The sequence below is a fragment of the Bacillus vallismortis genome (assembly GCF_040784915.1).
GTDB classification, from domain to species: domain Bacteria; phylum Bacillota; class Bacilli; order Bacillales; family Bacillaceae; genus Bacillus; species Bacillus subtilis_G.
On sequence record NZ_CP160797.1, the window covers coordinates 19,634 to 32,500 of the forward strand.

Annotated in this window: 12 protein-coding genes, 3 tRNA genes, 2 rRNA genes, 1 other RNA gene and 1 other annotated feature (1 of these 19 running past the window's edge); of the genes, 14 read left to right on the forward strand and 4 right to left on the reverse strand. The window is 44.6% G+C overall.

All coding sequences use genetic code 11. The annotated features are described in order from the left end of the window. Position 1 precedes the first annotated feature (1 nt). The 3 genes from pdxT (at position 2) to ABZM97_RS00095 (ending at position 2,418) form a co-directional block, all read left to right on the forward strand. The gene (gene pdxT, locus ABZM97_RS00085; protein ID WP_367387119.1) at positions 2–592 is read left to right on the forward strand and encodes a pyridoxal 5'-phosphate synthase glutaminase subunit PdxT; all 591 of its coding nucleotides are present in this window, start codon (positions 2–4) and stop codon (positions 590–592) included. A gap of 52 nt (positions 593–644) precedes the next feature. Beyond that, positions 645–856: a binding site (T-box leader), on the forward strand. A 55-nt stretch (positions 857–911) separates the two neighbouring features. Then, positions 912–2,189, forward strand: coding sequence for a serine--tRNA ligase (gene serS, locus ABZM97_RS00090; RefSeq protein ID WP_148964524.1), 1,278 nt, complete (start codon positions 912–914; stop codon positions 2,187–2,189). A gap of 136 nt (positions 2,190–2,325) precedes the next feature. Continuing rightward, a tRNA-Ser gene (locus ABZM97_RS00095) sits at positions 2,326–2,418 on the forward strand. 111 nt (positions 2,419–2,529) lie between these two features. Here ABZM97_RS00095 and dck read toward each other — a convergent pair. The 4 genes from dck to ABZM97_RS00115 form a co-directional block, all read right to left on the reverse strand. After that, a complete protein-coding gene (gene dck / locus ABZM97_RS00100; RefSeq protein ID WP_087992031.1) occupies positions 2,530–3,183 on the reverse strand; it encodes a deoxyadenosine/deoxycytidine kinase in 654 nt (217 codons plus the stop codon). Next, positions 3,180–3,803, reverse strand: coding sequence for a deoxyguanosine kinase (gene dgk, locus ABZM97_RS00105; protein ID WP_087992030.1), 624 nt, complete (start codon positions 3,801–3,803; stop codon positions 3,180–3,182). The genes dck and dgk overlap by 4 nt, the downstream gene beginning before the upstream one ends. Positions 3,804–3,901: 98 nt before the next feature. Next, positions 3,902–5,185 (reverse strand): LysM peptidoglycan-binding domain-containing protein, encoded by a 1,284-nt coding sequence (locus ABZM97_RS00110; RefSeq protein ID WP_087992029.1) that lies wholly within the window; start codon positions 5,183–5,185, stop codon positions 3,902–3,904. Between the two features lie 69 nt (positions 5,186–5,254). Continuing rightward, positions 5,255–5,800, reverse strand: coding sequence for an isochorismatase family cysteine hydrolase (locus tag ABZM97_RS00115; protein ID WP_087992028.1), 546 nt, complete (start codon positions 5,798–5,800; stop codon positions 5,255–5,257). A gap of 85 nt (positions 5,801–5,885) precedes the next feature. On the opposite strand from ABZM97_RS00115, the gene tadA reads away from it, so the two are divergent. The 11 genes from tadA to ABZM97_RS00170 form a co-directional block, all read left to right on the forward strand. After that, positions 5,886–6,371, forward strand: coding sequence for a tRNA adenosine(34) deaminase TadA (gene tadA, locus ABZM97_RS00120; protein WP_087992027.1), 486 nt, complete (start codon positions 5,886–5,888; stop codon positions 6,369–6,371). Between the two features lie 82 nt (positions 6,372–6,453). Further along, an RNA gene (gene ffs / locus ABZM97_RS00125) (signal recognition particle sRNA large type) lies at positions 6,454–6,718 on the forward strand. A 129-nt stretch (positions 6,719–6,847) separates the two neighbouring features. Continuing rightward, positions 6,848–8,539: a DNA polymerase III subunit gamma/tau gene (gene dnaX / locus ABZM97_RS00130; RefSeq protein ID WP_202329177.1), complete on the forward strand. Its 1,692-nt coding sequence runs from the start codon at positions 6,848–6,850 to the stop codon at positions 8,537–8,539. A gap of 23 nt (positions 8,540–8,562) precedes the next feature. Beyond that, positions 8,563–8,886: a YbaB/EbfC family nucleoid-associated protein gene (locus ABZM97_RS00135; protein ID WP_024713930.1), complete on the forward strand. Its 324-nt coding sequence runs from the start codon at positions 8,563–8,565 to the stop codon at positions 8,884–8,886. 14 nt (positions 8,887–8,900) lie between these two features. Then, the gene (gene recR / locus ABZM97_RS00140) at positions 8,901–9,497 is read left to right on the forward strand and encodes a recombination protein RecR (protein ID WP_087992025.1); all 597 of its coding nucleotides are present in this window, start codon (positions 8,901–8,903) and stop codon (positions 9,495–9,497) included. Between the two features lie 17 nt (positions 9,498–9,514). Then, positions 9,515–9,739, forward strand: coding sequence for a YaaL family protein (locus tag ABZM97_RS00145; RefSeq protein ID WP_202329178.1), 225 nt, complete (start codon positions 9,515–9,517; stop codon positions 9,737–9,739). 66 nt (positions 9,740–9,805) lie between these two features. After that, on the forward strand, positions 9,806–10,069 hold the full coding sequence (bofA, locus tag ABZM97_RS00150) for a sigma-K factor-processing regulator BofA (protein ID WP_087992024.1): 264 nt from the start codon (positions 9,806–9,808) through the stop codon (positions 10,067–10,069). A 310-nt stretch (positions 10,070–10,379) separates the two neighbouring features. After that, positions 10,380–11,929: ribosomal RNA gene (locus tag ABZM97_RS00155) — 16S ribosomal RNA — on the forward strand. A gap of 102 nt (positions 11,930–12,031) precedes the next feature. Next, positions 12,032–12,108, forward strand: a tRNA-Ile gene (locus tag ABZM97_RS00160). Between the two features lie 12 nt (positions 12,109–12,120). Beyond that, positions 12,121–12,196: transfer RNA gene (locus tag ABZM97_RS00165), tRNA-Ala, on the forward strand. Between the two features lie 81 nt (positions 12,197–12,277). After that, positions 12,278–12,867: ribosomal RNA gene (locus ABZM97_RS00170) — 23S ribosomal RNA — on the forward strand; it runs 2,338 nt beyond the window's last position. The 16S and 23S rRNA genes sit together here with 2 tRNA genes alongside, the layout of an rRNA operon.

The following is a 12,867-nucleotide window of genomic DNA, read 5'->3' on the forward strand; positions in this document are numbered from 1 at the left end:
CATGTTAACAATAGGAGTACTAGGACTTCAAGGAGCAGTTAGAGAGCATATCCGTGCAATTGAAGCATGCGGCGCGGCTGGTCTTGTCGTTAAACGTCCGGAGCAGCTGAATGACATTGACGGGCTGATTTTGCCTGGTGGTGAGAGCACAACGATGCGGCGTTTGATTGATACATATCAATTCATGGAGCCGCTTCGTGAATTTGCTGCTCAAGGAAAACCGATGTTCGGGACATGCGCCGGATTAATTATATTAGCAAAAGAAATTGCTGGTTCAGATAATACTCATTTAGGTCTTCTGAATGTGGTTGTTGAACGCAATTCGTTTGGCCGGCAGGTTGACAGTTTTGAAGCTGATTTAACAATCACAGGCCTTGACGAGCCTTTTACAGGGGTATTCATCCGCGCGCCGCATATTTTAGAAGCTGGTGAAAATGTTGAAGTTCTTTCGGAACATAATGGCCGTATTGTAGCCGCTAAACAGGATCAATTCCTAGGCTGCTCATTCCATCCGGAGCTCACAGATGATCACCGAGTGACACAGTTATTTGTTCAAATGGTAGAGGAATACAAGCAGAAAGCACTTGTATAAAACAGTTGAAAGCTGTGGAAACTTATAGTACATTATAAGCACAAATAAAGATCGAAAAGCGTTGACAGGAACTAGTAGGAAGCCTCTCTTTCCAAGAGAGCCGATGGTTGGTGTGAATCGGTAAAGATGCTGTCTGAATCCATCCTTGAGCGAAATGCTGAAACAAGTAGGCATTTACGGGATAACCGTTATGTTTGAAAGTGGTAAACGAGTCTTTGGCTTGTTTTCAATCAGGGTGGCAACGCGAGAGCTCTCGTCCCTTTATGGGGATGAGGGCTCTTTTTATTTTCGACAAATTTTATAAAAAGGAGTGTTTCGCATGCTTGATACAAAAATGCTGAGAGCAAATTTTCAAGATATTAAAGCAAAGCTTGTACACAAAGGCGAAGACTTAACCGATTTTGATAAGTTTGAGACGCTGGACGATAGACGAAGAGAGCTTATCGGTAAAGTTGAAGAGTTAAAGGGAAAACGGAATGAAGTATCTCAGCAGGTTGCTGTGCTGAAACGTGAGAAAAAAGACGCGGATCACATCATTAAAGAAATGCGTGAAGTCGGTGAGGAGATTAAAAAGCTGGATGAAGAATTAAGAACAGTGGAATCTGAGCTTGATACCATTCTCCTTTCCATCCCAAACATTCCGCATGAGTCTGTTCCTGTAGGTGAAACAGAAGACGACAACATAGAAGTACGTCAATGGGGTGAAAAGCCTTCATTTGATTACGAGGCGAAGCCGCACTGGGATATTGCAGATGAGCTGAGTATTCTTGATTTTGAACGTGCTTCAAAAGTAACAGGAAGCCGTTTCGTTTTCTATAAAGGGTTAGGTGCCCGTCTGGAGCGTGCACTTTATAACTTTATGCTTGATCTGCATGTAGATGAGTATAACTATACTGAAGTGATTCCGCCTTATATGGTAAACCGCGCAAGCATGACAGGAACGGGCCAGCTCCCTAAATTCGAAGAGGATGCATTTAAAATCAGAGAAGAAGATTACTTCTTAATTCCGACCGCGGAAGTACCGATTACAAACATGCATCGCGATGAAATTCTTTCAGGTGACAGCCTGCCGATTAACTATGCGGCATTCAGTGCCTGCTTCCGTTCTGAAGCTGGTTCAGCAGGGCGTGATACACGCGGATTAATCCGTCAGCACCAATTTAATAAAGTTGAGCTTGTGAAGTTTGTGAAGCCTGAAGATTCTTATGAAGAATTAGAGAAGCTTACAAACCAAGCAGAACGAGTTCTTCAGCTGCTCGAGCTTCCATACCGTGTCATGAGCATGTGTACGGGTGATCTAGGTTTTACGGCGGCGAAAAAATACGATATCGAAGTTTGGATCCCAAGCCAAGACACATATCGTGAAATCTCTTCTTGCAGCAACTTCGAAGCGTTTCAGGCAAGACGTGCGAACATTCGTTTCAGACGTGAAGCGAAAGGCAAGCCTGAGCATGTACACACACTGAACGGTTCAGGTCTGGCGGTTGGAAGAACAGTTGCCGCTATCTTAGAAAATTATCAGCAGGAAGACGGAAGCGTTGTAATTCCGAAAGTGCTTCGCCCTTATATGGGGAATAAAGAAGTAATGAAACCATAAAATAATGACAAGGTGCGCCTGACAAGGTGCGCCTTTTTGCCTGTGTAAACAGAACATTTTATAAAAGTGAGAAAAAAGTTTTTGAAAATGCTTGACCATATAAGAACATTCATGATATATTAAGTCTTGTCGATACGGAGGAATACCCAAGTCCGGCTGAAGGGATCGGTCTTGAAAACCGACAGGGGTGTCAAAGCCCGCGGGGGTTCGAATCCCTCTTCCTCCGCCATATTGATTTTAATTCTAATGAAACACAAGCATATATTGGAGATTGTTTTGTCCGTTGCGTTCGTTGCAACGGATTTTTTATTATAATGAAAAAGTGAATCTCAACTGAGATTCACTTTTTTTGATTTTCATGAATAACTGCAGCAATTTGATCTACAATGTTTTCAATTGAGCTTTCGTCGTTAAGCAGATCATAATCCTCAATGCGAAGCTTTAAAACAGGGCAGGCGTTAAAACCGCTTATCCAATTTTCATAGCGTGTATGCATTTCTTCCCAATAAGACCGGCTTGTCTGAAGCTCCATTTCACGGCCCCGTTCTTCAATCCGGTTTAAAATGTTCTCCAGATCTCCTTCTAAATAGATCAATACATCAGGGTGTGGGAAATACGGTGTCATGACCATTGCTTCGAAAAGGCTTGTGTAGGTTTTATAATCAATCTTTGACATTGTCCCTTTGTCAGCGTGCATTTTCGCGAAAATTCCTGTGTCTTCATAAATAGAACGATCCTGTACAAATCCTCCGCCTGCTTCAAAAATCGTTTTCTGTTCTTTGAAGCGTTCAGCTAAGAAATAGATTTGCAGATGAAAACTCCAACGTTCAAAATCATGATAGAACTTTTCTAAGTATGGATTATGATCGACTTCCTCCAGAGAGGTTTTAAATCCAAGCCGTTTAGCCAAAGCTTTTGTTAAAGTCGATTTTCCGACACCTACTGTTCCTGCTACTGTGATAATTGAATTTTTAGGGATGTGATGGTCTTTCATACGATAAGCTCCTTTACATGGGCGGCAATGCGTTCAAAGTCGCTCTTATTCAAAACGAAGTCTTTTGAATCACCATCTATCGTTACAACTGTAAGTTCAGGATCTGCTTCCTGCAGCTGTTTGATGGCGACTTCATAATCTGCGATCAGCTGCTCCAAATAGCTTGTTTCAATTTTCTTCTCAAAGGGGCGTCCGCGTTTTTCAATGCGATGTAACAGGGTGGGCAGACTAGCCTTTATGTAAATGATGAAATTCGGCTTTTGCAGATCATCTGTTAACAGGTGATAAATCTTTTTATATTTTTCCAACTGATGTTGAGAGAGGGTGCGTTCCGCAAAAATCACATTTTTATAAATGTGATAATCAGCTATCACAGGCTGTCCCTTTTTTAAAAAGTAATCAGTGGTGTCTTCAAGCTGTTTGTATCTGTGACAAAGAAAAAACATCTCAAGCTGGAAGCTCCATTCCTCTATATTGTCATAAAACTTATCAAGGTACGGGTTATCCTCAACAATCTCATTGATCATAGGGATTTCGAGCTCTTGTGAGAGCATCGTTGCGAGGGTTGTTTTTCCTGCCCCGATAGGACCTTCTATTGCAATAAAAGGGGCTGTATTCATCGGAATCCTCCTTATTTCTGAAAAACGTTCGTCAGTTGCCGACTTTCATATTGTATCACAACCCTTGGGTGCCCCCATGAAAAAAAGACGTTTCTAAATTATCGAAACGTCTTTTTGACAATATTAAATTGATCAGACAGCAGCAGCCAGTTTTGCGGGAAGGAAAGACCCAGTTTCCAATAGCTGATGCCTCTTAAATTCAGCTCTTTAATCAGATTGAATTTTGCTTGGATCGAGCGGGCATCCTCGAACCATACCTCGTGCCTTTTGTTTTCTGCATCAGTATAGCGGAAGAAAGGCGCTTGAGCTGTTTGGTCATACTGAATGGCTGCGTTGTTTTGAGCGGCAATGACAAGGGCTTGCTGAGGGCTTATGGCTTTTGCTAGGGGTCCTCCTGCTTTATATGGCAGCGTCCAGTCATACCCATATAAATTCTGGCCCATGACAATTTTATTTGCAGGCATTTCAGTCAAAGCATATTCGATAACATCTCTAACAGGCCCGATTGGAGAAACGGCTTGAGCCGGTCCTCCGCTGTAGCCCCATTCATATGTCATGAGAACAACAAAGTCAACAATTTGGCCATGTGCCCTGTAATCATGAGCTTCGTACCATCTGCCTTGCTGTGTTGCGCTTGTTTTAGGGGCGAGCGCAGTAGAAATTTCAAAACCTTCTCGATGGAAAAGATCCCTTGCTTCACGGAGAAATTGATTATAGGCTTCTCTATCCTGAGGCCGCAAATATTCAAAGTCAAAATGAATATCATAGAACCCATATCTTCTGGCATTCTCGACTATTTCATTTAAAAGTCTTCTTTTCACAGTATTGTCGTTTAAGATGATCCGGCCGAGCTCATCGCTGAATGCCTGATTTTCAAGGTTCGTTATAATCATCATCAATGTCGTGTTTTGATTCTCTGTAATGCTTCTTAAATTCGTTAAAGGCGGGGCGACTAAGGTCCCGTCACGCTGTGCCTGAAAACTGAATGCGCCAAGGTACGTTAAGTAGGGTGACGCTTCCCGGGCCGCCTGCTGAAGATTTTCACTGATTTGATTTCCGCGTGGTTCCAGATAAGCATTTGACTCGATGTCTCGTTTAGGAATGGGTGGAATGTATAAACGGAAACCGATCTGCAGCACGGCATTTAACTGGATGCGGTTAATCCTGGCAAGCTCGGCTGCCGTTGTATTGAACCGCCGTGCGATGGATGTCAGGGTATCACCTTGTTGAACATCATAGAACTGGCCGGCTATTGGAATGACAATGGTTTGTCCGACAACAAGGCTGTCGGGATTCGGTATTTCATTCGTTTCTGCGATTTCACTTACAGTTGTTCTGTATTGTGAAGCGATAGCAGAAAGAGTGTCGCCTTGTTTCACCACATAAATTTGAATGAAAAACGCCTCCTTTCATATCGCTATCAATGTATGAAAGAAAAGCGCTGATCATGTTTATTTTTCTGTAATTTGTTTCTCTGTCGTAATTTCAGCGAAAAGAACATTCTCCATCATGGTTAAGGCAAATTCGTTGTCTTCATCACGATTTGAGGCGATGCAGTCTTTAGGAATCGTGATGCTGTATTCCCTCATGTAAGCGTCATTAGCGGTAAACAGCACGCATATGTTCCCGGCTATACCTGTTATGATAATATGCTCCACCTGCAATTCGGTAAGGAGAGTGTGAAGGGCTGTTTCGTAAAAGGCGGAATGCTTCGGCTTGATTAAAAAATAATCGGCATCTTCCGGAGCTATTTGTCTGATGATATCTTTGCTTCTTTCATTTGTGCATTCTTGCTGAATATTTTTAATATCAGCTTGCCAAAGTCCGTAATGGTCATTAATGTAAATAATCGGCCAGTCATTTTGTCTCGCATGCTCCTTTAATGATAAAATGTGAGGAACGATTTTTTCTGTTTTTTTAGCGAGGCTTTCCCCCATATCGAATTTAAAATTATTGATTATGTCTACAATGAGAAGAGCTGTGTCTGCTTTGGACAATCGACAGTCTCCTTTCCGTTTTAGTTATAGTTAATATGTAGCCTTTTTAGGCAATGAAAAAACTTTGAAAAGAGAGCTTACCCTTATGACACAAGATGAACTTTATATGAAAGAAGCAATTAAAGAAGCGAAAAAAGCTGAAGAGAAAGGTGAAGTGCCAATCGGCGCAGTGCTTGTCATGAATGATGAAATTGTATCGCGTGCACATAATTTAAGAGAGACGGAGCAGCGGTCAATCGCTCATGCGGAAATGCTTGTGATTGATGAAGCGTGTAAGACGCTGGGAACATGGCGGCTGGAGGGTGCGACCCTTTATGTGACACTTGAGCCTTGTCCGATGTGTGCCGGTGCCGTCGTGCTTTCGCGAGTGGAAAAAGTGGTATTTGGTGCATTTGACCCTAAAGGCGGCTGTTCAGGCACGCTTATGAATCTTTTACAGGAAGAACGCTTTAACCACCAGGCTGAAGTGGTGAGCGGGGTGCTTGAGGAGGAATGTGGAGAAATGCTCAGTTCGTTTTTTAGAGAACTGCGAAAAAAGAAGAAAGCTTATAGGAAAAACTTGTCTGAGTAGTCCGGTTGCAATTTTTAGGGGGAAACGATATACTTATGTATGCATCGCGATAGATGCGTGAAAAAATTTGATATTTATTTTGCCGTGCTAAGCGGGGAGGTAGCGGTGCCCTGTACCTGCAATCCGCTCTAGCAGGGCCGAACCCCTTCTCGAGGTTCGTTTACTTTAAGGTCTGCCTTAAGTAAGTGGTGTTGACGTTTGGGTCCTGCGCAATGGGAATTCATGAACCATGTCAGGTCCGGAAGGAAGCAGCATTAAGTGAAACCTCTCATGTGCCGCAGGGTTGCCTGGGCCGAGCTAACTGCTTAAGTAACGCTTAGGGTAGCGAATCGACAGAAGGTGCACGGTAAATCAATCATCAAATTTTCAGACTCACCTATTATTAGGTGAGTTTTTTGTTATGTGAAAAGAGCTTTTGGAATCGAAACAAGGTTCATGTATAATGGGATTGATGAATAACGGAGGAGGGCAAACCCGTGAGTTACCAAGCTTTATATCGAGTATTCAGGCCTCAGCGCTTTGAAGATGTGGTTGGACAAGAACACATTACAAAAACGCTGCAAAATGCCCTTTTGCAAAAAAAGTTTTCTCACGCCTATCTGTTTTCCGGGCCGAGGGGAACGGGAAAAACCAGTGCAGCCAAAATATTTGCCAAAGCTGTCAACTGTGAACATGCTCCTGTTGATGAGCCATGCAACGAATGTGCGGCCTGTAAAGGGATAACAAACGGGTCCATATCCGATGTCATAGAAATTGACGCCGCATCTAATAACGGTGTTGATGAGATTCGTGATATTCGCGATAAGGTGAAGTTTGCCCCATCGGCCGTCACATATAAGGTATATATCATAGATGAGGTACATATGCTTTCTATCGGCGCCTTTAATGCGTTACTAAAAACATTAGAAGAGCCGCCTGAACATTGTATTTTCATTTTAGCGACAACAGAACCGCACAAAATCCCTTTAACCATTATCTCAAGATGTCAGCGTTTTGATTTTAAACGAATTACATCCCAAGCGATTGTCGGGTGTATGAATAAAATTGTTGATGCTGAACAGCTGCAAGTGGAAGAAGGATCACTTGATATCATCGCGAGCGCTGCGGACGGAGGGATGAGGGATGCCCTGAGCCTTCTTGATCAGGCCGTATCATTCAGCGGCGACGAGCTCAAAGTCGATGATGCGCTTCTGATTACCGGGGCGGTTTCTCAATTAAATATAGGAAAGCTTGCACAGTCCCTGCACGACAAAAACGTTTCTGACGCACTGGAAACATTAAACGAACTGCTGCAGCAAGGGAAAGATCCGGCTAAGCTGATAGAGGATATGATTTTCTATTTCAGGGACATGCTCCTGTACAAAACAGCCCCAGGTTTAGAAGGAGTGCTCGAAAAAGTAAAAGTTGATGAAACGTTCCGGGGACTCAGCGAACACATTCCGGCGCAGGCCATATATGAAATGATTGATATTCTGAACAAGAGCCATCAGGAAATGAAATGGACAAATCATCCCCGTATCTTTTTTGAAGTGGCGGTGGTGAAGATTTGCCAAACGTCTCATCAATCAGCAGCTGACCTTCCGGAAGTCGATATGCTGATGAATAAAATTCAGCAGCTCGAGCAGGAAGTGGAGCGGCTTAAAACAACAGGCGTTAAAGCAGCTGCGGAAAGCCCGAAAAAAGAAGCGCCGCGTGTGCCAAAGGGCGGGAAATCGAATTACAAAGCGCCAGTAGGCAGAATTCATGAAATTCTGAAGGAAGCGACGAGACCGGACCTTGATCAGCTGAAAAACAGCTGGGGCAAGCTTCTTGCTCATCTCAAACAGCAAAACAAAGTTTCGCATGCGGCTTTGCTGAATGACAGTGAACCTGTGGCTGCCGCCTCAGCGGCATTTGTTCTGAAATTCAAATTTGAAATTCATTGTAAAATGGTCGCCGAGGACAACAACGGAGTCCGAACCAATCTTGAACAGATTTTAGAATCGATGCTCGGAAAAAGAATGGATTTGATTGGCGTTCCAGAAGCACAATGGGGTAAAATAAGAGAAGAATTTTTAGTGGACCATCAGCAGGAAAATGAAGGGTCAAATGAACCGGCTGAAGAAGACCCGCTTATTGCCGAGGCGAAAAAGCTTGTCGGAGCGGATTTAATTGAAATAAAAGACTAACAAAATGAAAGAGAGTGAATGCTATGCGTGGCGGAATGGGAAATATGCAAAAAATGATGAAACAAATGCAAAAAATGCAAAAGGACATGGCGAAGGCTCAAGAAGAGCTTGCAGAACAGGTTGTTGAAGGAACTGCTGGCGGCGGTATGGTTACAGTAAAAGTGAACGGCCAAAAAGAAGTCCTGGATGTTATTATCAAAGAAGAAGTCGTTGATCCCGAAGATATCGATATGCTTCAAGATTTAGTGCTTGCTGCAACGAATGAAGCTTTGAAAAAAGTTGACGAGATCACAAACGAAACAATGGGTCAATTTACAAAGGGAATGAACATGCCAGGTTTATTCTAGGGGGATAAAAGAACATGCAATATCCTGAACCAATATCAAAGCTGATTGACAGCTTTATGAAATTGCCAGGGATCGGACCGAAAACAGCGGTTCGTCTGGCTTTTTTTGTTCTAGGTATGAAAGAAGATGTGGTATTAGATTTTGCGAAAGCCTTAGTAAATGCGAAACGCAACCTGACATATTGTTCAGTTTGCGGGCATATTACAGATCAGGACCCATGCTATATTTGCGAAGATGCGCGCAGGGATAAGTCTGTTATCTGTGTTGTGCAAGACCCTAAGGATGTTATCGCTATGGAGAAAATGAAGGAATACAGCGGACAGTATCATGTTCTCCACGGCGCCATTTCTCCAATGGACGGCATCGGACCGGAGGATATTAAAATACCAGAATTGTTAAAACGATTACAGGATGATCAAGTGACAGAAGTGATTCTCGCGACAAACCCTAATATAGAAGGGGAAGCAACGGCGATGTATATATCAAGGCTCTTGAAGCCGTCTGGTATTAAGCTCTCCCGTATTGCCCACGGACTGCCCGTCGGCGGCGATTTGGAATATGCTGATGAGGTCACTCTTTCTAAAGCACTTGAAGGAAGACGTGAATTGTAAGGAGGAAAAAGCGATCCATGGGTTTTCTTCGCAAGAAAACATTGAGAAGAGAGTTTGATGAAAAACTAATTGAGCAGCTTTTTAAGCAAAAGGAAGAATGGAACAGGCAAAAAAAGCTGGTTGAAAAAAGCTTAGAACCGTCAGCTGAAGTGTTATACGAATTGAAAGTAGCTGAAGCGAAGTATTTTTTTTACTTGAGGGAAGCAAAGCGGCGAAATTTAAAAATCAGCCGGTGGAAGTAAGTGGTCTAAACTCCTGGATCTTCTCATAAGCTTGTACTAGAACAAGCGAAGGAGATGAGAAGATTCATGGAGCCTATTTTTATTATAGGGATTATTTTAGGACTGGTTATTCTTCTTTTTTTATCAGGTTCAGCTGGAAAGCCTTTAAAGTGGATTGGCATCACAGCTGTTAAATTTGTGGCGGGCGCTTTGCTGCTGGTTTGTGTAAATATGTTTGGCGGCAGTCTTGGCATTCATGTGCCGATTAATCTTGTCACAACAGCCATCAGCGGGATTTTAGGAATACCGGGAATAGCTGCATTAGTCGTCATTAAGCAATTTATTATTTAAATGATATTATATGTTGACTTTAATAATTGAAGGTGTTATTCTAGTATACGTCGCTGATGACGAATCGCTTTTTGAAAAGAAATTATTTTAAAAAAGTTATTGACTAAAGCGACAAGAAATGTTATGATTATAAAGTCGCCTTAAGAGCGATAACAAAGTTCTTTGAAAACTAAACAAGACAAAACGTACCTGTTAATTCATTTTTTTATAAATCGCACAGCGATGTGCGTAGTCAGTCAAACTAGATCTGCACGACGCAGGTCACGCAGGTGTCACCGCAGGATGCGGTGAACTTAACCTGTGATCCATTTTATCGGAGAGTTTGATCCTGGCTCAGGACGAACGCTGGCGGCGTGCCTAATACATGCAAGTCGAGCGGACAGATGGGAGCTTGCTCCCTGATGTTAGCGGCGGACGGGTGAGTAACACGTGGGTAACCTGTCTGTAAGACTGGGACAACTCCGGGAAACCGGGGCTAATACCGGATGCTTGTTTGAACCGCATGGTTCAAACATAAAAGGTGGCTTCGGCTACCACTTACAGATGGACCCGCGGCGCATTAGCTAGTTGGTGAGGTAACGGCTCACCAAGGCAACGATGCGTAGCCGACCTGAGAGGGTGATCGGCCACACTGGGACTGAGACACGGCCCAGACTCCTACGGGAGGCAGCAGTAGGGAATCTTCCGCAATGGACGAAAGTCTGACGGAGCAACGCCGCGTGAGTGATGAAGGTTTTCGGATCGTAAAGCTCTGTTGTTAGGGAAGAACAAGTACCGTTCGAATAGGGCGGTACCTTGACGGTACCTAACCAGAAAGCCACGGCTAACTACGTGCCAGCAGCCGCGGTAATACGTAGGTGGCAAGCGTTGTCCGGAATTATTGGGCGTAAAGGGCTCGCAGGCGGTTTCTTAAGTCTGATGTGAAAGCCCCCGGCTCAACCGGGGAGGGTCATTGGAAACTGGGGAACTTGAGTGCAGAAGAGGAGAGTGGAATTCCACGTGTAGCGGTGAAATGCGTAGAGATGTGGAGGAACACCAGTGGCGAAGGCGACTCTCTGGTCTGTAACTGACGCTGAGGAGCGAAAGCGTGGGGAGCGAACAGGATTAGATACCCTGGTAGTCCACGCCGTAAACGATGAGTGCTAAGTGTTAGGGGGTTTCCGCCCCTTAGTGCTGCAGCTAACGCATTAAGCACTCCGCCTGGGGAGTACGGTCGCAAGACTGAAACTCAAAGGAATTGACGGGGGCCCGCACAAGCGGTGGAGCATGTGGTTTAATTCGAAGCAACGCGAAGAACCTTACCAGGTCTTGACATCCTCTGACAATCCTAGAGATAGGACGTCCCCTTCGGGGGCAGAGTGACAGGTGGTGCATGGTTGTCGTCAGCTCGTGTCGTGAGATGTTGGGTTAAGTCCCGCAACGAGCGCAACCCTTGATCTTAGTTGCCAGCATTCAGTTGGGCACTCTAAGGTGACTGCCGGTGACAAACCGGAGGAAGGTGGGGATGACGTCAAATCATCATGCCCCTTATGACCTGGGCTACACACGTGCTACAATGGACAGAACAAAGGGCAGCGAAACCGCGAGGTTAAGCCAATCCCACAAATCTGTTCTCAGTTCGGATCGCAGTCTGCAACTCGACTGCGTGAAGCTGGAATCGCTAGTAATCGCGGATCAGCATGCCGCGGTGAATACGTTCCCGGGCCTTGTACACACCGCCCGTCACACCACGAGAGTTTGTAACACCCGAAGTCGGTGAGGTAACCTTTTAGGAGCCAGCCGCCGAAGGTGGGACAGATGATTGGGGTGAAGTCGTAACAAGGTAGCCGTATCGGAAGGTGCGGCTGGATCACCTCCTTTCTAAGGATATATTACGGAATATAAGACCTTGGGTCTTATAAACAGAACGTTCCCTGTCTTGTTTAGTTTTGAAGGAACTTTGTTCCTTGAATAAGTTAAGATGGGCCTGTAGCTCAGCTGGTTAGAGCGCACGCCTGATAAGCGTGAGGTCGGTGGTTCGAGTCCACTCAGGCCCACCATCTTAAATAAACGGGGCCTTAGCTCAGCTGGGAGAGCGCCTGCTTTGCACGCAGGAGGTCAGCGGTTCGATCCCGCTAGGCTCCACCAACGTGTTCTTTGAAAACTAGATAACAGTAGACATCACATTCAATTAGTAATACAAGATATCACATAGTGATTCTTTTTAACGGTTAAGTTAGAAAGGGCGCACGGTGGATGCCTTGGCACTAGGAGCCGATGAAGGACGGGACGAACACCGATATGCTTCGGGGAGCTGTAAGCAAGCTTTGATCCGGAGATTTCCGAATGGGGAAACCCACCACTCGTAATGGAGTGGTATCCATATCTGAATTCATAGGATATGAGAAGGCAGACCCGGGGAACTGAAACATCTAAGTACCCGGAGGAAGAGAAAGCAAATGCGATTCCCTGAGTAGCGGCGAGCGAAACGGGATTAGCCCAAACCAAGAGGCTTGCCTCTTGGGGTTGTAGGACACTCTGTACGGAGTTACAAAAGAACGAGGTAGATGAAGAGGTCTGGAAAGGCCCGCCATAGAAGGTAACAGCCCTGTAGTCAAAACTTCGTTCTCTCCTGAGTGGATCCTGAGTACGGCGGAACACGTGAAATTCCGTCGGAATCCGGGAGGACCATCTCCCAAGGCTAAATACTCCCTAGTGACCGATAGTGAACCAGTACCGTGAGGGAAAGGTGAAAAGCACCCCGGAAGGGGAGTGAAACAGATCCTGAAACCGTGTGCCTACAAGTAGTCAGAGCCCGT